Source organism: Halomonas sp. BC2 (assembly GCF_002078115.1).
Lineage (GTDB): Bacteria > Pseudomonadota > Gammaproteobacteria > Pseudomonadales > Halomonadaceae > Vreelandella > Vreelandella stevensii.
In genome coordinates, this window is the sequence record NZ_LFGT01000004.1 from 162,103 (window position 1) to 184,124 (window position 22,022).

Below are 22,022 nucleotides of genomic sequence, written 5' to 3' on the forward strand. Positions count from 1 at the left end.
TTAGTGCTGCTGATGTCAGTGCTCTATAAAGAAACAGGTCGGCTATAGGGTAAGTTTCATACCGTCGTAAGCGGTTTCGACGCCTGCGGCCTGCACCGTTTTCGCTGCATCGCTTGCGCTGTCCAATATCGGATTAGTGTTGTTGATATGAATCAAAATGCGCCGCGTGCTGCTGGGTAGTTCACTCAACAGTTCACACATGCCGCCGTTGCCATTGAGCGCGAGATGACCCATTTGTTGGCCTGTAGAGGTGCCAACGCCGAGTGTCTGCATTTCATTGTCTTCCCACAGGGTGCCATCGACCATCACCACATCAGCAGCGTTTAAGAAACGCATCGCCAGCGGTGTTGGGTTGCCAAGCCCAGGGGCATAGCAAAGCGACTTGCCGCTGCGGCGGTCGACTATATACAGCCCTAAATTATCGCCACAGGAGGGTGCGCCGCGCCGTGGTGAGTAGGGCGGGGCATTGCTGTGTAGTGCAAAGGCGGTGAGTGCGATATCGGGCAGAAAGGGAATCGAAAATTCGGTAACTTCCTGCTGATTTTCCAACCCAATCGGCTGCCACTGCAGTCCGCCCCAGTGCTCCAGCATCGGGAAGAGCGGAAAGCCGGTAGATAAATCGCGATGCACATTGGGCGTGCACCATACCTCCAGCGGGCAGCCCTCTCTTAGTGAAAGTAGCCCGGTGACGTGGTCGATCTGGGCATCCACCAGCAGCACGCCGCGAATACCGCTGCCACGCAGCTCGCTTGGCCATAATTCCGGATTAGCATTGAGCTGGGCGCGAATGTCAGGGGATGCATTGCATAGCAACCACTGTTTGCCATCCACGCTTAACGCGATCGATGACTGGGTGCGCGGCTGATGGTCGGCACTGCCCTGGCGAGCGTGATAGCAGTTCGGACAGTTGCAATTCCACTGGGGAAAGCCGCCGCCTGCGGCAGCCCCAAGAACTAAAACCTGCATAGGCTGGCCTCCTACGTTGGTGCTGCGGTGAAAGCCCCTGCCCGGTAAGAATGAGTTGCTAAAGACAGGGGCCGCGGCTCGGTTGCTAGAGATTAGCGGGTAGAGATATACAGCGTTACTTCAAAACCAAGGCGCATATCGTGATAGGTCGGTTTGGTCCACATAAGAGACTCTCCTGCGTTGTTAATCATGTTGTTGTGAGTGTTCATGCGAGTGTTGATATGGGAGTTGGTGGCAGTTCATCGTGTTTGCCCTACCCACTTCTTCAGTTAATCACTGGTAGGGCAAACTGCCTGCGGTACTTTGGGAGTAGTTTTCTCGCCCTTTTGGTGGGGATTGATGCCAATTCAAGTGCATGTTGTAGTTAAACAACGCAGTTGAATCCAAGGTTGAATAGTAACTGGCGGTCGCCGCGTTAGATCCTAGACTGCTATCTGGCGTAATCACTTGCGCTAGCAGTAAGGTTCAGCGCTCAATGGCCAGGGGTGAAAACGTAAGCGTTTTGGTACTGGCGCTGGAAATGGGCTAACCAGGGAGAACGCGTGTGAAAATAGGCGCACCAAAAGAGAGTGCTAAAGGCGAGGCGCGGGTCGCGCTGACGCCGGACAGCGCACAGCAGCTCCACAAGCTGGGCCATGAGTGCCTGGTAGAAGCGGGTGCGGGGGCAGGGGCCGGGTTCAGTGATGAGGCGTACCGGGCGGCTGGCGTCACCGTGGTCGAACGCGCCGAGGCGCTATGGCAAGAAGCCGACGTGGTCGTCAAGGTACGTGAGCCCTCCGAGCAAGAGGCGCAGTGGCTGCGCGAAGGCCAAACGCTGATCGCGTTCTTCTGGCCAGCCCAACACGCGGCGCTGCTGGAAACCTGCAAAGCTCAGGGCGCCACCGTGATTGCCATGGACATGGTGCCGCGTATTTCTCGGGCCCAGAAGATGGATGCGCTCTCTTCCATGGCCAACATTGCGGGCTATCGGGCGGTGATCGAGGCGGGCAACAATTTTGGCCGCTTCTTTACTGGCCAGGTGACCGCTGCGGGCAAGGTGCCCCCTGCCAAGGTGCTGGTGATCGGGGCGGGCGTGGCGGGGTTGGCGGCAATCGGTACCGCTACCAGCCTGGGGGCTGTGGTGCGCGCCTTCGATGTACGCCCGGAAGTTTCCGAGCAGATTGAGTCCATGGGCGCCGAGTTTCTGTTCCTCGATTTCGAAGACGCCCAGGACGGCGCGGAAAGCGGTGGCTATGCCTCGCCCTCCAGCCCTGAGTTTCGGGAAAAGCAGCTGGCATGTTTCCGCGCGCAGGCGCCCGAGGTGGACATCGTCATCACCACGGCACTGATTCCTGGCAAACCCGCGCCCAAACTGTGGTTGGACGACATGGTGGCGGCCATGAAGCCCGGCTCGGTGATCGTCGATCTGGCCGCCGAAAAGGGCGGCAACTGCGACCTCACCCAGCCCGATGCGCGCGTGGTGAGCGATAACGGCGTGGTGGTGATTGGCTATACCGACTTCCCCTCACGCATGGCCACCCAGGCGTCGTTGCTGTATGCCACCAACATTCGCCATATGCTCAGTGACTTGACGCCGGAGAAGGATGGCGTGCTCCACCACAATATGGATGACGACGTGATTCGTGGGGCCACGGTGACCCACCAGGGGGAAATCACCTTTCCACCACCCCCGCCCAAGGTCAAGGCCATTGGCGCGGCCAAGCCAAAGCAGAAAGAGAAGCAGCCCTCGCCGGAAGAGAAGAAGGCCACCGAACAGGCGGCCTTCAAGGCACAGACCAAACGCCAGGTCGGCCTGTTGGCGGCAGGCGGTGCCGTGATGCTGCTGCTGGGGCAAGTCGCGCCAGCCTCGTTCATGCAGCATTTCATCGTCTTCGTGCTGGCCTGCTTCATTGGCTTCCAGGTGATCTGGAACGTGAGCCACTCGCTGCATACGCCGCTCATGGCGGTGACCAATGCCATTTCCGGGATCATCATCCTGGGGGCCATCCTGCAGATGGGGTCGGGGAGCGGAGTGGTGAGCGTGCTGGCGGCGATTTCGGTACTGATCGCGTCTATCAATATCGTGGGTGGCTTCCAGGTGACACGCCGGATGCTGGCCATGTTCCAGAAATCCTGAGCGGCGGAGAAACGATATGCTAGGACAAGGGTTCGTATCTGCCGCGGCCATTGCGGCCAGCGTGCTGTTCATTCTTTCGCTGGGTGGGCTGAGCAACCAGGAAAAGGCCAAACGTGCCGTGTGGTACGGCATCGTCGGGATGGCGGTGGCGGTGCTGTTCACCGCCTTCGGCCCCGGTATTGGCGGCTACGGGTGGCTGATCCCGATGATGGTGATCGGCGCCGGGATAGGGATTTACGTGGCGGGCAAGGTCGAGATGACCGAAATGCCTCAACTGGTCGCGGCGCTGCACAGCTTTGTCGGGTTGGCAGCGGTGTTCGTGGCCTGGAGTGCCGACCTGGAGCGTCGCCGGGTGATGGCCGCGCGGGCTGCCGATGGCGTGATGCAGGAGTTTTCTGCGTTTGCTGCACTGGTGGCCACCAAGGCCCCGGACGAGCTGACCTTTCTGCAGATCGAGGTCGTGTTCGCCATCTTCATCGGCGCGGTGACCTTTACCGGCTCCGTGGTGGCCTTTGGCAAACTGGCTGGCAAGGTGGATGGCAAACCTCGCCAGCTGCCCGGTGGGCATCAGCTCAATGCCGGGGCGGCGGCGCTGTCGCTCTTGCTGGCGATCTTGTACCTCAATGGCGCGGGCTTCTGGACACTGTTCCTGCTGGCGGCACTGGCGTTCTTCATTGGCTACCACCTGATCATGGGCATCGGCGGGGCGGACATGCCCGTGGTGGTGTCGATGCTCAACAGCTATTCCGGCTGGGCGGCGGCAGCGGTGGGCTTCACCCTCTCCAATGACCTGTTGATCGTGACCGGGGCCCTGGTGGGCTCCTCCGGTGCTATTCTCTCCTACATTATGTGCAAGGCGATGAACCGCAACTTCATCAGCGTGATTCTGGGGGGCTTTGGGGGCACTCAGGGGCCTGCCGCCGAGATCGAAGGCGAGCAGGTGGCCATCGATGCCAGCGGCGTTGCCTCGGCCTTGAACGACGCCGACAGTGTCATCATCGTGCCCGGGTACGGTATGGCCGTGGCGCAGGCGCAGGCGGCGGTCAGCGACCTGGTACGCAAGCTGCGCGCTGCGGGTAAAACCGTGCGCTTTGCGATTCATCCGGTGGCTGGACGTTTGCCGGGGCACATGAACGTGCTGTTGGCGGAAGCCAAGGTGCCTTACGATATCGTGCTGGAAATGGACGAAATCAACGACGACTTCGCCACCACCGACGTGGTTATCGTCATCGGCTCCAACGACATCGTGAACCCTGCCGCCGAAGAGGACCCCAACAGCCCCATCGCGGGCATGCCGGTACTCAAGGTGTGGGAAGCCAAGCAGGTGTTCGTCAGCAAGCGTGGCCAGGGCACCGGCTACTCGGGCATCGAGAACCCGCTGTTCTTCAAGGAGAACACGCGAATGTTCTACGGCGATGCACGGGATAGCGTGAATGCCCTGCTACCGCTGGTCGAAGGATGAGTGACGCCCAAAGATCAACTCGGGGAGCCCATGGGCTCCCCGATTCGTTGGCGGGTGTTGATGAAGATCGTGACATGCACTTGATAGTGGCTATCTTGGAAAGAGATGATGGAGCGCGTCCGATGCTAGGCATTGGCACGCTTGAAATGATTCACAATAGTCGAGAGCTATTGATCTGGTCGTAAAATGCAAATTGTGGCTATTAGCAAGGTGCTATAAAACTGTGACACATCAATAATGCATCCGAGGCGTCAGCAATCATCGCCTTCAGCGCAGATGCACTGTACTTGTTCCCTTGGTCATTCCAAGGCATAGAGCAATAAGGGAGAGAGCTATGAGCGGTAAATGTCCTGTCATGCATGGCGGCAACACATCGACTGGTACTTCCAATAAGGATTGGTGGCCGGAAGGTCTGAATCTGGATATCTTGCATCAGCAAGACCGTAAATCGAACCCGATGGACGCAGACTTCAACTACCGTGAAGAAGTGCGCAAGCTCGACTTCGACGCACTGAAAAAAGACGTTCATGCGCTGATGACCGATAGCCAGGAGTGGTGGCCCGCTGATTGGGGACACTACGGCGGCTTGATGATTCGCATGGCGTGGCACTCTGCAGGCACCTACCGCATCGCCGATGGCCGTGGGGGCGGTGGCACTGGCAGCCAGCGTTTTGCGCCGCTCAACTCCTGGCCGGACAACGTCAGCCTGGACAAGGCGCGTCGTCTGCTGTGGCCGATCAAGAAAAAGTACGGCAACAAGATCAGCTGGGCCGACCTGATGATCCTGGCAGGTACCGTGGCCTATGAGTCCATGGGGCTGCCCTCCTACGGCTTCTCGTTTGGCCGTGCGGATATCTGGGAGCCGGAAAAAGATATCTATTGGGGCGACGAAAAAGAGTGGCTGGCGCCCTCCGACGAGCGCTACGGCGATGTCGAAAAGCCCGAAACCATGGAAAACCCGCTGGCGGCCGTTCAGATGGGGCTTATCTATGTGAACCCGGAAGGCGTGAATGGCCAGCCCGACCCGCTGAAAACCGCTCAGCAAGTGCGCGAAACCTTTGCTCGCATGGCGATGAACGACGAAGAAACGGCCGCGCTGACGGCGGGTGGCCATACGGTGGGCAAGGCCCACGGTAATGGCGATGCCGGTGCGCTGAGTGCCGAGCCCGAAGCGTCCGACGTCGAAAACCAGGGCTTTGGCTGGAATAACCCGCACATGGACGGTAAAGCCAGCAAGGCGGTCACGTCGGGCATCGAAGGGGCGTGGACGACCAACCCCACCAAGTTCGACATGGGCTACTTCGACTTGCTGTTTGGCTACGAGTGGGAGCTGAGAAAAAGCCCCGCCGGAGCCCACCAGTGGGAGCCGATCGATATCAAAGAAGAAGACAAGCCGGTCGATGCCACCGACCCTTCCATTCGCCATAACCCGATCATGACCGATGCGGACATGGCGATGAAGGTGGATCCGACGTATCGTGCCATCTGTGAAAAATTCATGGCGGACCCGGAGTACTTCAAGCAGACCTTCGCGAAGGCCTGGTTCAAGCTGACCCACCGCGACCTGGGTCCGAAAGCGCGCTACATCGGCCCGGAAGTACCGGCGGAAGACCTGATCTGGCAAGACCCGGTGCCCGCAGGCAGCACCGACTACTGTGAAGAAGTCGTCAAGCAGAAGATTGCGGCCAGCGGCTTGTCCATCGGCGAGATGGTTGCGACGGCCTGGGACAGTGCCCGTACTTACCGTGGTTCCGACATGCGCGGTGGCGCCAACGGCGCGCGTATTCGTCTGGCACCGCAAAAGGATTGGCAGGGTAACGAGCCCGAGCGTTTGGCCAAAGTGCTCAGCGTTTACGAGCAGATTTCAGCCGACACCGGTGCCAGCGTGGCGGATATCATCGTGCTGGCGGGTAGCGTCGGTATCGAGCAAGCTGCCAAGGCGGCGGGCTACGATATCCGTGTGCCCTTCCTGAAAGGCCGTGGCGACACCACTGACGAGCTGACCGATGCGGACTCTTTCGCACCGCTGGAGCCGCTGGCCGATGGCTTCCGCAACTGGCAGAAGAAAGAGTACATCGTGAAGCCGGAAGAGATGTTGCTCGACCGTGCGCAGCTGATGGGCCTGACAGGCCCGGAAATGACCGTGCTGCTGGGTGGCATGCGTGTGCTGGGCACCAACTACGGTGGCACCAAGCATGGCGTCTTCACGGACCGTGAAGGCCAGTTGACCAACGACTTCTTCGTCAACCTGACCGATATGGCCAACACCTGGAAGCCGGTGGGCAGCAACACCTACGAAATTCGCGACCGCAAGACCGGTGCCGTGAAATGGACTGCTTCTCGGGTGGACCTGGTGTTTGGCTCCAACTCGCTGCTGCGCTCCTACGCCGAAGTGTATGCCCAGGACGATAACGCCGAGAAATTCGTCAAGGATTTCGTGGCCGCCTGGACGAAGGTGATGAATGCGGATCGCTTTGACGTCGCGTAATCACTGTTAGTGCCAGCAAAAACCCCGCATCTCAAGATGCGGGGTTTTTGTATCTGCAGCCCTCGAGTCTTTACGTGCCAAAGTCCTTTCTGAGGTGCTCTGAACATGCTACGGCCAACAGACATATCAAGAAATCCTCTACAGCGGATAATTGCGAAAAATCCTTTGCAGAGGATAAAATGCGTCTTATCCGCTAAAAGGGATAGATCCAAGGGGCCGTCCTGAGGAATCGTTCTGAGACATCGTTCTGAGACATCGTTCTGAGACATAGCCATGAAAATTACCTCACCCGATATGCTGGCCAAGGCCTTGAAAGAAGCCCGCTCCCATAATGGCATGAGCCAGAAAGATGCCGCCGAACAGGTCGGTATCAAACAAGCCACCGTCTCCGCTTTCGAGAATCATCCGGAAAAAAGCCGCGTTGAAACGCTCTTCAAACTGATGGCTGCCCTCGGACTAGAGTTACATGTGGCAAAGAGAGAGAGTAAGCAAAGTGAACAGGTGTGGGATGAGGAGTGGTAACCAGTGGCTAACCTGACGGTAGCACTCAACGGTATCGAGGTAGGCCGACTCAGCCTCGGCCGTTCCGGCGCCATGGCTTTCCGCTATCTGCCTGAATGGCTAGACCACCCCGGCGCACGCGCTATTTCATCAGTCTTTGCGCGAGAAACCCCGCACTTCTAGTGCGGGGAGGGATAGCGCGTCGTCCGTCAGGACGACCCTGTTCTCGCTGCCTCCCTCTCTGGTGGTTGCCATCTTACAGCTAATGGCATATTTTGTGAGGCATGACGAAACGCGCCTACAAATACCGCTTCTACCCGACGCCTGAGCAGGAACAGCTCCTGGCTCGGACGTTTGGGTGTGTGCGCTTCGTCTACAACGCAGTGCTTCGCTATCGCACCGATGCGTTCTACGAGCGCAAGGAAAAGGTCGGCTACGTAGCGGCGAACGCCGAGTTGTCGCGCATGAAGAAGGCTGACGATACCGCGTTTCTCAACGAGGTCAGCTCGGTCCCACTTCAACAGTGCCTTCGCCACCAGCAGACGGCCTTCAAGAACTTTTTCGAGGGCCGGGCCAGGTACCCGAGCTTTAAGAGCAAGCGGCACCGCCAGTCGGCGGAGTTCACTCGCTCGGCCTTCAAGTACCGCGACGGCAAGTTGTTTCTTGCCAAGTGCAAGGAACCGCTGGCGATCCGTTGGAGCCGTGAACTGCCCAGCGAACCGACCACCGTCACCGTGTCCAAGGACGCCGCAGGGCGCTACTTCGTCAGCTGCCTCTGCGAGTTCTCGCCCGAGACGCTGCCCGTGACCCCGAAAATGGTGGGCATCGACCTCGGCCTGAAAGACCTGTTCGTCACCAGCGACGGGCATCGAATCGGCAATCCCCGCCATACGGCGAAATACGCGACCCGGCTGGCCAGGGCACAGCGTCGGCTGAGTAAGAAGCAGCGCGGCTCGAAGAACCGTGCCAAGGCCAGGCAGAAAGTCGCCCGCCTTCACGCCAGGATCTCCGATTGCCGGATGGACAACTTGCACAAGTTATCCCGCCAGATCGTCAACGAGAACCAAGTGATCTGCGTCGAGTCCCTCAAGGTGAAGAACATGCTGCGCAATCGCTCGCTGGCCAAGTCGATCAGCGATGCGGGCTGGGGCGAATTCGTCCGGCAGCTGGCGTATAAGGCCGACTGGGCGGGCCGGCAACTGTCGGCCATCGACCAGTGGTATCCCTCCAGCAAACGCTGTTCTGGCTGCGGGCATGTGATGCCCGAGATGCCGTTGCAGGTTCGGACCTGGACGTGCCCCGAGTGCGCCGCCGATAACGACCGCGACATCAATGCCGCGCTTAACATTAAAGCCGCCGGGCTGGCGGTGTTAGCCCTTGGAGAGAATGTAAGCGGCATGGAGCCAGTCTCCGTGTCCGATTCTCGTTGAATTGGGAATCCTCGTCCTTCAGGGCGAGGAGCAGTCAATATCCATGCCGTTATCTTCGGCAAGCTATCGTGGCGCGGTGGTTTACAACTTCTTCGATAACCTGCTGCCCGACTCCGAGGCGATTCGCGCCAGAATGCAGGCAAAATTTCAGCTGGCGACCGGACACCCCTTTGACCTTCTCGCCGCCGTAGGTCGTGATTGTATCGGCGCTATTCAGCTGTATCCCGAGACAGACACCATACCCAATGTTCGACAGATCACAGCAGAGCCGCTGGATGAGACGGATATCGCGACATTGCTCAGCGGCTACCAAGAGTTGCCGCTTGGCATGCATCGTGATGGAGACTTCAGAATCTCGCTCGCCGGGGCGCAGGAAAAAATGGCTCTGCTTTGGCACCAGGAACGCTGGCATCGGCCATCATTTGCCACGCCCACCAGCCACATCTTCAAGCTGCCCATTGGGTTTCTCAGTCACAGCAATATCGACCTTCGCGATAGCAACGAGAACGAATGGCTATGCCTGAAGATTCTCGAGGCCTTTGGAGTGCCGGTTGCTAACGCCGAGCTGGCGCGCTTCGAACAGCATACCGTGCTGGTGGTAGCGCGATTCGACCGACGCTGGTCGAGCGACGGCAGCTGGTTGATGCGTCTCCCGCAGGAAGACTTTTGCCAGGCACTGGGCATTGCACCGGCACTGAAGTATGAGAACGACGGTGGGCCAGGTATCCGGGCAGGCATGGAATTGCTGATGGGCTCCCAGCAAGCCACGAGCGACCGGGAGAACTTCTTCAAGGCTCAGATCATGTTCTGGCTGTTGGCCGCCATCGATGGGCATGCCAAGAATTTCAGTGTGTTCATCGAGCCACAAACTGCTTACCGAATGACGCCGCTCTATGACGTTATTTCCGCCTATCCCCTCATGGCAAAAGGAAGCCTGCCCGAAGCAAAGGCCAGGATGGCGATGTCGCTGAAAGGAAAGAACCGCCACTATCACTGGTCGCGTTTCTTGCCACGCCACTTTCTCAGTACGGCCCAGCAGGTGGGGTTTTCTCGGCGGCGGACGCTGGAAATCATACAGAGCATACTCGCACAGGCTGACGCAGCCATGAGCCGGGTAGCGGCGCTGCTGCCGGATGATTTTCCTGACACCGTGAGTGCCTCCATCATGGAAGGACTGGGTCGACAGCTCAAGAGACTGGAAAAGGATATAGACCAATGACACCTGCTCCCTGTTCAGGTGCTATTCAGGCTTCGTCAAACCTTCACTCAACTGTCACGAGTATGACATGTTGCGCGCCGATGCTGCTGAGCAAGCCATATTGGCTGTTTCTCATATAAGCCAGCAAATGGTTAAGCCAGCAGTGGGCCGCTCATCAGGGAGATGTATCATGACGAAGAAAACCGTGGCAGGCAGTGTCGATAGCGTAATGGCTCAGGGGGATGAGCCGCTCAGCAACCGTTCCAGCAATGCCTATTTTGGCGATATTCTGGAGCGGCGCTTGAGCCGCCGAGGCGTCCTCAAAGGGGGGCTGGCAACGGTGATCGCGGGCCTGATGGCGACCAGGCTGCCGTTGACGCAAGCGCTGGCCGCCAATGCGGGCGCGGGTTCACCCACCATGGGATTCAACCCGGTAGGTATCAGCGCTGCTGATAACGTCGTGGTGCCTGAGGGCTATCGCGTGCAAAGCTTCATCCCCTGGGGAACGCCCATCACGGGCGATATGCCCGCGTTCAGCCTGGAAGCTTCCGGGGAGCAGCAGGCGCATCAGGTGGGCAGCCATCACGACGGCATGCACTTCTTTGCGCTGAACGGCAGCTCCACCGACGGCCTGTTGGTGCTCAACCATGAATACGTGGAACCACGCTTCTTGCACGCAGCGGCCAGTGGCCTGGCGCTGGACCGCAATGGCTTTCCTCAGCATGACGATGGCAGCCGCGATGCCGATCAGGTGATCAAGGAGATGAATGCCCACGGCGTGAGTGTCGTGCGCGTTCGTGCCAATGAGCAAGGCGAGTGGGAAGTGGTGCAGGATGCCCTGAACCGCCGCATTACTGCCCAAACGCCCATGCAGCTCTCGGGCCCGGTGGCGGGCACGGAGCACCTGATTACCCAGTACAGCCCGGAAGGCCTGATGACGCGTGGCACCTTGAACAACTGTGCCCACGGGGTCACGCCCTGGAACACCTACCTGGCAGCCGAAGAGAACTGGGCGGGCTATTTTGCCAACACGGATACCGACATCGATCGGCGCCAAGCGCGCTACGGGATCGAAACCCGCGACACCGGTCGTTATCAGTGGCACCGTGCCGATCAGCAGAGCGATCAGTTCAGCCGCTTCGATGCCAGTAGCCGAGGAGCCAGCCCGGCAGACGACTTCCGTAACGAACCCCATGCGTTTGGCTGGATGGTCGAAATCGACCCGATGAACCCCGATTCCGTGCCGGTCAAGCGTACCCACCTGGGGCGCTTTGCCCATGAAGGCGTCATCTTTGCCCCTGCGGTGGAAGGGCAGCCCGTGGTGGCGTACTCCGGGGACGACTCCCGTTTCGAGTACATCTACAAGTTCGTTTCACGGCGCCCCTTCGACGCCGCGACGGCGGACGGCAGCCTGTTGGATGAAGGCACGCTTTATGTGGCCAGGTTCAACGATGATGGCAGCGGCGAGTGGTTGGCGCTGGCCCCCGGCCAGAACGGCCTGACGCCCGAGAATGGCTTTGCGGACCTGGCGGATATCCTGGTCAATACGCGCAGTGCCGCCGACCATGTGGGCGCCACCAGGATGGATCGCCCGGAGTGGGGGGCCGTCGACCCGCAAACCGGCGACGTCTATTTCACGCTGACCAACAATACGCGCCGCGCAGAGGGCGACGAGCACCCCGCCAACCCGCGCGCCAACAACAGCTTTGGCCATATCATCCGCTGGCAGGAAGAGGGCACTCACGCGGGCGAGCGCTTTGCCTGGGACCTGTTCGTGCTGGCAGGCGACCAGGACGATAGCCGCGACCTGGCGGGCAATGCGCTGGTAGAAGACAACATCTTTGCCAGCCCCGACGGCCTGTGGATCGATGCCGACCGTCGGGTATGGATACAGACCGACATCAGCGAATCTGAAATGAACACCGGTATCTACGAAGTCTTCGGCAACAACCAGATGCTGGTCGCCAACCCGGAAACCGGCGAGATCAAGCGCTTCCTGACCGGGCCTGTGGGTCAGGAAATCACCGGCGTGGTGACCACTCCAGACCAGCGCACCATGTTCGTCAACGTCCAGCACCCTGGCGCTACCACCACCGAAGACGCCTTTGCCGAAGGCCGCTTCACCAGCCACTGGCCGGAGGGCGGCAGCGCCATCCCGCGTTCTGCCACGCTGGTCATTACCCGTGAAGATGGCGGCATTATCGGCGCGTGAGTAGTGCTCTCAACGCCCTCACAACCAGGTATCCAGCAGGCGGCGATACGCCGCCTGCGCCTGGGTTGCGCTGATCGGCTGCAAACGCACTTCTGTACCCGGCAGGCACTGTGCCAGCCGGGCGCAGGCCATGGGCGTGAGGGCGCCCAAACGCGGGTAGCCCCCAATGGTTTGGCGGTCGTTCATCAGGATGATCGGCTGGCCATCGGGGGGGATCTGCACGGCCCCCAGCGGTATTCCTTCCGAGACGATGCCGCCCAGGCGGCTGTTCAGCGCTTTGCCGGTCAGTCGAATGCCCATGCGGTCGGCGCGTTGGTCGACCGTCCAGGGCTGGTTGAAGGCATCGAACAGGCTGCGCCCGGCAAAGTGGGCGGCCTGGGAGCCCAGGACCATGTCCAGCACGGTTTCTTCTGAGTCGGGCAGGGGAAGTTGGGTGCCTTGAGGCAACTGTCGCGGCGTGGCGCTGCTGCCTTTCCAGGTGAGCTGATCGCCAGTTTTAAGCGGTTTGCCATCTTCGTGCAGGCCGCCGATTTGCTCTCTTGCCGTGCAGGCTTGGCTGCCTAGCACCTCGGGCGCATCAAGCCCGCCAGGAAAGGCGAGGTACGCGCGCAGGCCCTTTTTCGGCTGACGAAAGACCAGCGTTTGGCCCGCTTGCATCATAAAGCTGTCGTTGGGCGTCAGCGGCTGGCCATCCAGCGTAGCGGCAAGGTCGGCTCCGGTCAGGGCAAGGCGCACGTCGCTATTGGCCACCAGCGTCAGGTTGCCGCCCATGACGATTTCCAGCGCGGCGCTCTCCAGCGGGTTGCCCAGCAGCCAGTTGGCCCAGCGGAAGGCGATCCAGTCGGCGGAACCGCCCTGGGTAACGCCCAGGTGGCCAACGCCGAAGCGGCCTGCATCCTGAATCAGCGCCAGCGGCCCGGCTTGCTTGACGGTCAACATGGGCTGGCTCATGGGCGCTCCTCCAGCGGGGTGGTGTCGCCGCCGGCCGCTTCGAACTCGGCTTTCGAGATCGCTTTGAAGCGCACTTTATCGCCGGGGCGCAGCAGCGGTTCGCCGCGCTTGGCGCGCTCGAACAGCGGCACGGCGGTTCTACCCAGAATGTTCCAGCCGCCCGGGGAAAGCAGCGGGTAGATGGCCGTTTGTCGGTCGGCAATGCCGACGCTGCCCGCCGCGACGCGGCGGCGGGGCGTTTTCAATCGTGGCGTGGCAATGGCCTCGTCCACCAGGCCCATGAAGCCGTAGCCAGGGGCAAAACCCAGCGCAAACACGCAGTAATCGTGGCTGCAGTGGCGCTCGATCAAGGCATCGACGCTGAGCCCGGCGCGCGTTGCTACCGATGGCAATTCGGGGCCAACGCTTTCGTCGTACCACACGGGAATCTCGTGCAGCTGCCCCTGCTGGGTGTCGGCAGGGGTGAGATCGTGCAGCGCGCTACGTACCAGCGTCGTGGCCTGGGTAAAGGTGAGCTTCTGGCAATCGTAGTGCACCAGCAGAGTGGTGTACGAGGGAATCAGGTCGATCAGCGCATGAGCAAAAGCGCGGCGTAGCGCCTCGTCGGCGGCCATGATCCAGGCCATATTACGTTCATCGATGGCGTCGAACAGGCGCACCGTCAAGGCGTCCATGGCGGCGGTTTCCAGGCGGAGTTTCACGCGGACTCCAGCGCCGTAAAGGCCTCGCGAATGGCGCGCACGGCAGCCACGGATTCGGGGTTGTCGCCATGCACGCAGAGCGTGTCGCAGGGCAACTGCAAGGCGCTGCCATCTCGGGCGGTGAGGGCCTCCCCTTTGGCCAAGGCAACCGCCTGGGCGACGATGGTGGTCTGGTCGTGGTGCACGGCCCCCGCCAGGCGACGAGAGGTCAGATGACCGTTGGCCTCATACGCGCGGTCAGCGAAGGTCTCGAACCACAGCGTGACGCCCATTTTTTCCGCTAGCTGACGGTGCGGCGCTGGGTCGGCAGTGGCCATCACCATCAGCGGCAGGCGGGCATCGAAGGCTTTCACGGCGCGCATGGCGCCTTCCAGCAGCGCCAGGTTGGCGGCCATGTCGTTGTACATGGCCCCGTGGGGTTTGACGTAGCTCAGCGCGGTGCCTTCTGCCTGGCAAATACCCGCCAGCGCGCCAATCTGGTAGAGCATCATGTCTTCCACTTCATCCGCTGTGCAGGCCATGGAGCGGCGGCCAAAGCCCATGAGATCCGGATAGCCCGGGTGCGCACCGATCTTCACGCCGTGCTGGACCGCCAGCGCCACCGTCTTGCGCATCACATGGGGGTCGGAGGCGTGGTAGCCGCAGGCAATGTTGGCGCAGTCGACGTAGGGCATGACCTCCGCATCCAGGCCAATCGACCAGTTGCCGAAACTTTCGCCCATGTCGCAGTTGAGAAGGGGGAGCATTGTGCTCATAGTTGACTCTCCTGAAAAGCGCTGATTATTGCGAAGTTGCGGGCAACTTTATCAACTGATACTTCTGGTAGGCGCTCATAATGGTTTCATACTGCACTTGGTGGGCCATGACAAAATCATCGCCGTAGATCGTTTCGTCTGGGTATTCAGTAATCAATTGGAGTGGAGTGAGCTGGGTATCGTCACGAGTGAGTAGATAAGGAATATCGTTTCTTATGGTAAATTCCAAGCGGCCAGCGTGAGCTTCGAAAGCTTTGATCTGACGTCGATTGTAGGCCACCAGCCCCGGCACGTTCGCTAGATGTTCCGTGACATGTTCGAGCAGTGCTTCAGCCTGTGCCTTCCAGTGTTGGTGATAGCGGAGGACGAGAAAAAACCCCTTGGGTATCGACCACAGCTCGAAGTTGCGAGGTACGTAACCGGTCAGCGGGCGGGTCCACTCATGGGCGGGGTAACCATGCAGGTTGATGTGTAACTGCGCTCCGCTTGCCGCCTTGGCGCGCTCGCGAATGGCCAGCTCGAATTCTCCCCCCAGTGGCTGGGCCTGAAGGTCGTTGCCGAAAGCCGTGTAGCGCGCAGCATGGTGCATGTGATTTGGCTGTTCGGCAACCAGGCGCTGCTGTAGATGGTAGCCATCTGGGTTTTCGAGCGGTGAAAGCACGAAATGCGAACCTGCCTGCCTCGATAGATCTTGCCCTGCGCGCAAGGCGCCTACGATACCAGAAGGTTCGTTGGCGTGCTGCGCGGCGCTGATAATCACTGCCCGCTCTTGCCCTATGTGATAGCGAGCAGATAATTTACGCCCACTCCGGCTTTTGGCATGAAGTGCCTCTCCCTCAATGGTGTCGAGTTCGGCGTGTATCTTGGCAGCACTCAATGGGTGCTCGGCGCTGTCGAGCATAGTGATTTCTTCAGCAGCAGCATCGTCAGTGTTTAGTGGACGAAGTGTGATCGTAAGCGACGGCGGTGCCTCGGTGCGGGTCTTGATTTCCGGCACAATCTGACCTGGCTGGATTGAGCGGTCGCCCAGTGGCAGGCCAGAAAGTTTTTGGTAGACCTCCAATAGCGAGAAATAGAGCTCCTCGTGCAGTCCCTCGGCCAGGCTCATATGCTCGAGTCCGAAGGCCAGCGGCGTATCCTGGCATGGTAGAGTAACGCTGATATTGAGCTCTTCGAAAAATGGCTGCTCGGCGGGCCACTCGGCTTGGGTAATCGCGTCTATCGCCGTTTCAAAGAGCTGGACATAGTCACAGGTGTAGAGAGAGCTGCCGCTATAGCCGCTAGTGCTTTGCCAGTAGACCCAACCGCAGGGCGAGAGTTGCCAAGCCCCTACGTGGTCTAAATGATGACGGTTGGGTGCTTCCACACGCACCATCTCTTGGGTGCCGTTTGCATATGTCAGCGCCAGCTCGTAGTGGTATAGCATAGTTTGAGTTTGACAAGTGACCGCCTCCCAGCTCAGTGCGACGCTTTCGCCGAGGAGGCCTGCTAACGGGTAAGCCTCCAACAGGAAACGCTTAGGAGCCTCGATGGGTGCCGGGTAACGGATGTGCAACGCACGAAGAGGCAGTATGTCTAGCTCCTCTATCACATAATGCACCAAGGGTTTGTAAGCGCTGTAGAAGCGTGCCTCAATCCCTTGATCCTTGAGCATCTGCTCGGCGCGATGGCGGGCGGTACGATCGTCGAATACCCAAGCGGAGAGCTTGTCGCCCGGTGATAGAGTCTTTCGGTACTGAGATGCGATTGCTTCGACGCTGCGCTCGAAGGTAGTGTCCAGAAGTACAGTCATTGTGAGGTCCGCCCTGTGGGATCTAGAGTGTCGCGCAGCCAGTCACCCAAAAGGTTGAGTCCTAGCACGGTGAGCAGAATGGCAATGCCAGGAAAGACACTGACCCACCAAGCGGTCTGTAAATAGGTGCGGCCTTCGGCCAGCATGCCACCCCAACTCGGTATGACTGGATCCACGCCAAGGCCCAGGAAGGTTAGACTGCTCTCTAATAGGATGTTGTTGGCTACGTTCAATGTCATTAGTACGATGACCGGGCCCAGTAGATTAGGCAGTAGGTGCTGGAACAGGATGCGCCAGTCGCGTACGCCTATGGCTTGGGCCGATAGAATGAACTCGCGATCCTTGAGCGACAGCACCGAACCTCTCACCAAACGAGCGTACTGTACCCACTGCGAAACGATCAGCAGAATGATCATGTTGGTCAGCCCGCCACCGATGACTGCAATAAAGGTAATAGCCAGCAGAATGAACGGCAGGGCGAGCTGCACATCGGCAAAGCGCATGACGATCATGTCGATGAATCCGCCGTAGTAGCCTGACAAAAGCCCCATGACGATACCCAGTGCTACCGCACCTAGTGCGGAATAGAAACCTACCTTGAGCGAGATTTCCCCACCGATGATGACTCGGGCCAGTACGTCGCGACCCAACGGGTCAGTACCTAGAGGAAAGCTGCCGTCAGTTAGAGGTGGAGTGAGGCGCATGGCGAGGTTGATGCCGCTGCCACCGTCTGGAAACAGCCAGCCTGAAAGCAGGACCGCTAAACCGATGCTTCCTACTAGCAGGGCGCCCGTAATAAACTCGAAGTTTTTGAAACGCTGAAGTCTCAGAGAATTTAACGACATAAGGCCACCTAACTCTTGCGCACGCGAGGGTCGACGAAGCCATAAGCGACATCGACCAGCAGGTTGATTGAGATGATCAGAAGTGACAGAACTGTGATTACACCCTGCAATACTGGATAGTCACGGGCGGCAACGGCGTCGAAGGCCAGTGTACCTAGCCCTGGCCAGTTGAATACTCTCTCGACAACGACGATACCGCCCAAGAGCCCTCCAAACTGCAAGCCGAAGTAGGTGATTAGCGGGATTGAGCAGTTACGCAGCGCATGCTTGTAGAGTACTACCGAATTGGAAAGCCCTTTGGCGCGTGCCACCATGATGTACTGGGAGCGCAGTGTTTCCAGCATGGTAGTTCTGACCAGACGTACGTTGGTGGCAGTCAGAATGATACCCATGGTGGCGGCAGGCATAATGAAGCTCTGCCATCCCTCCATGCCGCTGGGCGGCAGTAGATTGAAAGTGATTGATAACAGCAGCACCAGCATGATGGCCAGCCAGAAGTTAGGAAAGGAGAGGCCAACTAGTGAAATAACCCGGATGACTTGGTCGGGCCATTTGCCGCGGGAGACGGCGGCCTTAACACCTAGCGGAATCGATAGCGCGATAGAGACAAATAGCGAAGCAAACGCCAGCGCTAGGGTTGCTGGGAGTGCTCGACCGATTAGTTCGCTCACCTGCGTGCCGCCCATGAAGCTGCGGCCTAAGTCGCCGGTGAACAGACCTTTCAGAAACTCCATGTATTGCAACAAAAACGGCTGGTTGAGCCCGAGTGCTTCGCGAATGCGCGCCAGATCCGCCTCGGTGATACTACCCGCCCCTTGGGCAAGCATGATGGCGGGGTCGCCGGTCAGGCGAATCGCAAACGACACGATCAGCGTTACCGCCACAAGCACGAATAGCGCTTGCAGCAATCGGTAGAAAAGAAACTTGGCCACGTGGTTTACCCTCGAAACAGAAGGCCGCCGCCTTTAAGGCGGCGGCGGATTGGGCTTATTCGGCGACGTCGACGTCGGTAAGTCGAACCCGGTTGTCTGGGGCGGGTTCGAAGTTCTCAACTCGATTGCCTACCCCATAAAGCGCGTTCAAGCTATAAAGTGGCATTTCAAGCGCTCGCTCCTTGGTATAGCGAGCAACGAACTGCAATAAGGTTTCTCGCTCGGTGCGGTCAGTGATGCTGCGCTGTGAGTTGAGCATTTCGTCGAGCGTGGTATCGCTATCGTAGGGGTTCCAGCGCTCGCCGGAGTGGTACATCAGATACGCGGTGTTGTCGAAATCGAAAGTCCAGCCTCCCCATTTTTGCTGGAACATCTCACCTGTGCGCCCCGCTGGAATAATGTCGTTGAGCAACACGTTGGTTTCGTAGGGTTGAATAGAGGCGTTGAGGCCCACTCCCTGCAGATAGGCAGCAACCACCTGGGCCACTTCGGTAAAAGTAGCGTCGTTGCCGCGCACGTCGATTTGTAGGGTCGTGCCTGGCTCGATACCGGCCTCTGTGAGCAGTTCTTGGGCGCGCTGCGGATCAAAGGGGTAGGGCTCAAGTTCCGGGTCGAAGCCGAAGGATTGTTCGCCTTGGAAACTGGCAATCACACTGCCTTCTCCAGCCAAAATGGAGTCCACAATGGCGTGACGGTCGACTGCCATGATGATCGCCTGACGGACTCGCTCATCGGCGGTGATGCCTGACTGGGTATTGAAGCGTAGTGCCTCAACGGTGGGTGAGGCGACACTTACCACTTGTGTATTGGGGTGAGCGTTGATCGAGTCGATCATGCCGATAGGAATGGTTGGTGGCAAGACGATATCCACTCGACCGGATTGCAGTTCGGCAACGGCCGTGGAAGGTTCGGAAATGAAGCGGTAAGTGACGCTATCGAGCTTCGGTGCGCCACCCCAGTGATCGGCGAAGGCTTCTAGCCTCACATTGGAGCGTGGCGTGTAATCGACCATTTTGAAAGGGCCTGTGCCTACAGGGTGGATGTTGAAGTAATCGTCACCATGCTCTTCGATATAGCTTGGCGGCACGATCATTGCGCCGTATCCAGCCAATTTGGTCATCAAGACCGGGTCTGGGTTATAAAGGAAAAAATCAACGGTGTAGTCGTCGATAACTTCCACATGAGAAATCGCCGTGTAGTTGGAGCGTTGAGGACCACGGGCGCCTTCTTCCCCCAGTAGACGGTCAAAGGTGAATTTTACCGCGTCGGCATTGAAGGGCTCGCCGTTATGGAATATTACGCCTTCACGCAGCGAAAAGCGGATGCGTTTGCCCTCATCCAACTCTTCCCAGCTGGTAGCAAGGCCAGGTACCAATTCAAGATCTGGGCCACGATAGGTTAGGCCGTCGAAGATATTAGTGGCCACCGATGCCCAGTTGACCAGAAAGGTATCGATTGGGTCCCAGCTGCCTGGATCCTGAGGAGAGGCAATGGTCAGTGAACCTGCTTGACTCGCTCCAGAGGCGGCTAGAGCAGCAGCTAGGGTGCAAGCTTGAAATAGAGTTGTCTTTTTCATTGATCGTCTTCTCTATGGTTTCTTGTTCAGGTTGGAAACAAAGCGCTACAAGTGGGGCAAGGTGCTGTCGCGGGAAACGAAATGACCGGTGGCTATTTCATCAAGAGGATAAATGGTGGGTTCATCGCCCACTCTGCGGATTGGGCTCGGAATATCACCGTCTAACAGCATGTGCTCGCGCCGATGTTGCGGATCGGCCACGGGCACTGCGGAGAGGAGTTTCTTTGTATAGGAGTGTTGAGGCGCGTCGAAAACTCTTTGACGTGGCCCTATTTCGACAATTTGGCCAAGATGCAGTACCGCTACACGGTGACTCATCTTCTCCACTATCGCCATGTCGTGGCTAATAAACAGGTATGCCAAGCCTTCCTCGCGTTGAAGCTGCATCATCAAATGAATGATCTGCGCTTGGATGGAAACGTCTAGTGCAGACAGTGCCTCGTCGGCAATAATAAGTTTGGGCTTGGAGGCTAACGCTCGAGCGATACAGATGCGCTGACGCTGGCCGCCAGAAAATTCGTGTGGATAGCGGTTGGCGTGTTCTGGTTTCAAACCTACACGTTCAAGCAGCTCGCTGACTCGTTGCTTGATATGTTGCTGGTTAGCTATCAAGTGGTGAGTGTGGATGGGTTCTGCAATGGAAAAACCAGCGGTCTTTCGTGGGTCGAGAGATGCGAAGGGATCCTGGAAAATGTACTGCACTTCTTGGCGAAGCTTCATTTTTTCGCTGCGTGACATTTGTACGACCGGCCTGCCGGAGAAGGTGATATCGCCGCTGGTACTTTTCTGCAGTTGCTGGATAGTTCGTCCTATGGTGGACTTGCCCGAGCCTGATTCGCCCACTAGCGCCAGTGTCTCTCCAGGAAAGATGTCGAAGCTGACGTGCTCAACAGCGTGGACGCGATGGCTCACCCCGCCAAAAAAACCTTTGTTGATATCAAAGCGTGTGACCAGATTACGCACGCTGACCACCGGTATTTCTTGCGCACGCACGGTATCTTGGAGCGTAGATACACCTTGGGTAACGACCTTTTCGCCATCAAAGGTCATAAGCGGCTCAGCCCGAGGAAGGGCTTCACCCTGCATGCTGCCAAGTTTGGGCACTGCCGCTAGTAGTGCTTGGGTGTAGGGGGCCTGAGGCGAGGTGAACAATGTGGAGACATTCGCCTCTTCTACCTTCTTGCCGTTACGCATCACTACTACGTGGTCGGCTACTTCCGCCACAACGCCCATGTCATGGGTGATGAAAATTACGGCCATCCCGAGCTCTTTCTGGAGATCGCGAATGATGGTGAGAATCTGCGCCTGAATGGTAACGTCTAGCGCTGTGGTAGGCTCATCGGCCACGAGAACCTTGGGTTTGCAAGCTAACGCCATGGCGATCATTACTCGTTGGCGCATACCGCCTGAAAGCTGGTGTGGGTAGCGTTTCAAAAGCGATTCGGCATCTGCCAAGCGGACTAAGCGCAGTAGCTTTAAAGCTTCTTCGCGTGCTGTCGCTTTGCTGTAATCGCCGTGAAGCAGGAGCACTTCAGTGATCTGGTCGCCGATGGTATAAACCGGATTGAGTGATGTCATCGGTTCCTGGAAGATCATTGAGATCTCTTTTCCACGGATCTTGCGCATCTCCTTGTCAGCAAGCGTTGTTAAATCCAGCGGCGCTTTATCGCTCGTATTGCGATAAAAAATATGTCCCTTGGCGATGGTTGCGTTGAGATACTGTACTAGACCCATTATGGCGAGTGAGGCCATGGATTTGCCCGACCCGGACTCGCCGACGATCGCCAAGGTTTGACCAGCGTGAAGGTCAAACGTGAGATCCTGGACGACCCTGTGGGATCCGAACGTGACATCAAGGGATTGCACGGACAGCAGAGGTGGTATTGATAGCACAATTTTGCCTGTATTTTTTGTGTAATTCATATGGAAATTATATGTATGATGTTTGCATGTCAATTGGGTATTCGCCATTTCAATGTGGGCAGGCAGGTTGAGGTATCATGAGCTAGCCGTTAGCCAAGCCCCATGCCATAAATCGATTACAGGGCTCCTTAATTCCGTTGTGGACGAAAAAATTTTCAAAATCAAATGCTAAAG

Annotated in this window: 18 protein-coding genes; 8 read left to right on the forward strand and 10 right to left on the reverse strand. The window is 58.3% G+C overall.

All coding sequences use genetic code 11. From position 1 onward, the window contains the following. Nucleotides 1-42: 42 nt before the first annotated feature. Nucleotides 43-966 (reverse strand): pyrroloquinoline quinone biosynthesis protein PqqB, encoded by a 924-nt coding sequence (gene pqqB / locus B7L71_RS03380; RefSeq protein ID WP_081136003.1) that lies wholly within the window; start codon nucleotides 964-966, stop codon nucleotides 43-45. 92 nt (nucleotides 967-1,058) lie between these two features. Beyond that, nucleotides 1,059-1,130 carry a pyrroloquinoline quinone precursor peptide PqqA gene (gene pqqA, locus B7L71_RS17845; protein ID WP_081136035.1) on the reverse strand — a complete coding sequence of 24 codons (72 nt, stop codon included), beginning with the start codon at nucleotides 1,128-1,130 and terminating at the stop codon, nucleotides 1,059-1,061. A 380-nt stretch (nucleotides 1,131-1,510) separates the two neighbouring features. Between pqqA and B7L71_RS03390 the strand changes: the two genes are divergently transcribed. The 8 genes from B7L71_RS03390 (at nucleotide 1,511) to B7L71_RS03420 (ending at nucleotide 12,373) form a co-directional block, all read left to right on the forward strand. Continuing rightward, nucleotides 1,511-3,082, forward strand: coding sequence for a Re/Si-specific NAD(P)(+) transhydrogenase subunit alpha (locus B7L71_RS03390; RefSeq protein ID WP_081136004.1), 1,572 nt, complete (start codon nucleotides 1,511-1,513; stop codon nucleotides 3,080-3,082). Nucleotides 3,083-3,098: 16 nt separating this feature from the next. Continuing rightward, the gene (locus B7L71_RS03395; RefSeq protein ID WP_081136006.1) at nucleotides 3,099-4,544 is read left to right on the forward strand and encodes an NAD(P)(+) transhydrogenase (Re/Si-specific) subunit beta; all 1,446 of its coding nucleotides are present in this window, start codon (nucleotides 3,099-3,101) and stop codon (nucleotides 4,542-4,544) included. A 334-nt stretch (nucleotides 4,545-4,878) separates the two neighbouring features. Then, nucleotides 4,879-7,032 carry a catalase/peroxidase HPI gene (katG, locus tag B7L71_RS03400; protein WP_081136007.1) on the forward strand — a complete coding sequence of 718 codons (2,154 nt, stop codon included), beginning with the start codon at nucleotides 4,879-4,881 and terminating at the stop codon, nucleotides 7,030-7,032. 273 nt (nucleotides 7,033-7,305) lie between these two features. Next, nucleotides 7,306-7,554, forward strand: a complete 249-nt coding sequence (locus tag B7L71_RS03405; protein WP_016915307.1) for a helix-turn-helix domain-containing protein — start codon at nucleotides 7,306-7,308, stop codon at nucleotides 7,552-7,554. Nucleotides 7,555-7,557: 3 nt separating this feature from the next. After that, nucleotides 7,558-7,716, forward strand: coding sequence for a HipA N-terminal domain-containing protein (locus B7L71_RS16940; protein ID WP_139790029.1), 159 nt, complete (start codon nucleotides 7,558-7,560; stop codon nucleotides 7,714-7,716). A 101-nt stretch (nucleotides 7,717-7,817) separates the two neighbouring features. Beyond that, a complete protein-coding gene (locus B7L71_RS03410; RefSeq protein ID WP_081136009.1) occupies nucleotides 7,818-8,963 on the forward strand; it encodes an RNA-guided endonuclease TnpB family protein in 1,146 nt (381 codons plus the stop codon). 1 nt (nucleotide 8,964) lies between these two features. Then, nucleotides 8,965-10,182, forward strand: coding sequence for a type II toxin-antitoxin system HipA family toxin (locus tag B7L71_RS03415; protein WP_446497343.1), 1,218 nt, complete (start codon nucleotides 8,965-8,967; stop codon nucleotides 10,180-10,182). A gap of 169 nt (nucleotides 10,183-10,351) precedes the next feature. Next, nucleotides 10,352-12,373 (forward strand): PhoX family protein, encoded by a 2,022-nt coding sequence (locus tag B7L71_RS03420; protein ID WP_081136012.1) that lies wholly within the window; start codon nucleotides 10,352-10,354, stop codon nucleotides 12,371-12,373. Between the two features lie 18 nt (nucleotides 12,374-12,391). On the opposite strand, the gene B7L71_RS03425 is transcribed toward B7L71_RS03420, so the two are convergent. Genes B7L71_RS03425 through B7L71_RS03460 form a run of 8 tightly spaced genes read right to left on the reverse strand, consistent with a single transcriptional unit; the run spans nucleotide 12,392 to nucleotide 21,848 of the window. Then, complete coding sequence (locus B7L71_RS03425) at nucleotides 12,392-13,324, reverse strand: 5-oxoprolinase subunit C family protein (protein ID WP_081136013.1); 933 nt, start codon at nucleotides 13,322-13,324, stop codon at nucleotides 12,392-12,394. Then, a complete protein-coding gene (gene pxpB / locus B7L71_RS03430) occupies nucleotides 13,321-14,025 on the reverse strand; it encodes a 5-oxoprolinase subunit PxpB (protein ID WP_081136015.1) in 705 nt (234 codons plus the stop codon). Before pxpB ends, B7L71_RS03425 begins: the two co-directional genes overlap by 4 nt. Then, on the reverse strand, nucleotides 14,022-14,780 hold the full coding sequence (locus tag B7L71_RS03435) for a 5-oxoprolinase subunit PxpA (RefSeq protein WP_170919427.1): 759 nt from the start codon (nucleotides 14,778-14,780) through the stop codon (nucleotides 14,022-14,024). Before B7L71_RS03435 ends, pxpB begins: the two co-directional genes overlap by 4 nt. Before the next feature lie 25 nt (nucleotides 14,781-14,805). Further along, on the reverse strand, nucleotides 14,806-16,572 hold the full coding sequence (locus B7L71_RS03440) for a hypothetical protein (protein WP_016915289.1): 1,767 nt from the start codon (nucleotides 16,570-16,572) through the stop codon (nucleotides 14,806-14,808). Next, nucleotides 16,569-17,417, reverse strand: a complete 849-nt coding sequence (locus tag B7L71_RS03445) for an ABC transporter permease (RefSeq protein WP_016915288.1) — start codon at nucleotides 17,415-17,417, stop codon at nucleotides 16,569-16,571. Before B7L71_RS03445 ends, B7L71_RS03440 begins: the two co-directional genes overlap by 4 nt. An 8-nt stretch (nucleotides 17,418-17,425) precedes the next feature. Next, nucleotides 17,426-18,349, reverse strand: a complete 924-nt coding sequence (locus tag B7L71_RS03450; protein ID WP_016915287.1) for an ABC transporter permease — start codon at nucleotides 18,347-18,349, stop codon at nucleotides 17,426-17,428. Nucleotides 18,350-18,404: 55 nt separating this feature from the next. Further along, nucleotides 18,405-19,925, reverse strand: a complete 1,521-nt coding sequence (locus B7L71_RS03455; protein ID WP_016915286.1) for an ABC transporter substrate-binding protein — start codon at nucleotides 19,923-19,925, stop codon at nucleotides 18,405-18,407. A 45-nt stretch (nucleotides 19,926-19,970) separates the two neighbouring features. Continuing rightward, nucleotides 19,971-21,848 carry an ABC transporter ATP-binding protein gene (locus B7L71_RS03460; protein ID WP_050980307.1) on the reverse strand — a complete coding sequence of 626 codons (1,878 nt, stop codon included), beginning with the start codon at nucleotides 21,846-21,848 and terminating at the stop codon, nucleotides 19,971-19,973. Between the last annotated feature and the right edge of the window lie 174 nt (nucleotides 21,849-22,022).

Coding starts and splice junctions, on each gene's coding strand:
- pqqB (WP_081136003.1), bottom strand. CDS start 966: ATGCAGGTTTTAGTTCTTGGGGCTGCCGCAGGCGGCGGCTTTCCCCAG.
- B7L71_RS03395 (WP_081136006.1), top strand. CDS start 3,099: ATGCTAGGACAAGGGTTCGTATCTGCCGCGGCCATTGCGGCCAGCGTG.
- katG (WP_081136007.1), top strand. CDS start 4,879: ATGAGCGGTAAATGTCCTGTCATGCATGGCGGCAACACATCGACTGGT.
- B7L71_RS03405 (WP_016915307.1), top strand. CDS start 7,306: ATGAAAATTACCTCACCCGATATGCTGGCCAAGGCCTTGAAAGAAGCC.
- B7L71_RS03410 (WP_081136009.1), top strand. CDS start 7,818: ATGACGAAACGCGCCTACAAATACCGCTTCTACCCGACGCCTGAGCAG.
- B7L71_RS03420 (WP_081136012.1), top strand. CDS start 10,352: ATGACGAAGAAAACCGTGGCAGGCAGTGTCGATAGCGTAATGGCTCAG.
- B7L71_RS03425 (WP_081136013.1), bottom strand. CDS start 13,324: ATGAGCCAGCCCATGTTGACCGTCAAGCAAGCCGGGCCGCTGGCGCTG.
- B7L71_RS03435 (WP_170919427.1), bottom strand. CDS start 14,780: ATGAGCACAATGCTCCCCCTTCTCAACTGCGACATGGGCGAAAGTTTC.
- B7L71_RS03440 (WP_016915289.1), bottom strand. CDS start 16,572: ATGACTGTACTTCTGGACACTACCTTCGAGCGCAGCGTCGAAGCAATC.
- B7L71_RS03445 (WP_016915288.1), bottom strand. CDS start 17,417: ATGTCGTTAAATTCTCTGAGACTTCAGCGTTTCAAAAACTTCGAGTTT.
- B7L71_RS03455 (WP_016915286.1), bottom strand. CDS start 19,925: ATGAAAAAGACAACTCTATTTCAAGCTTGCACCCTAGCTGCTGCTCTA.
- B7L71_RS03460 (WP_050980307.1), bottom strand. CDS start 21,848: ATGAATTACACAAAAAATACAGGCAAAATTGTGCTATCAATACCACCT.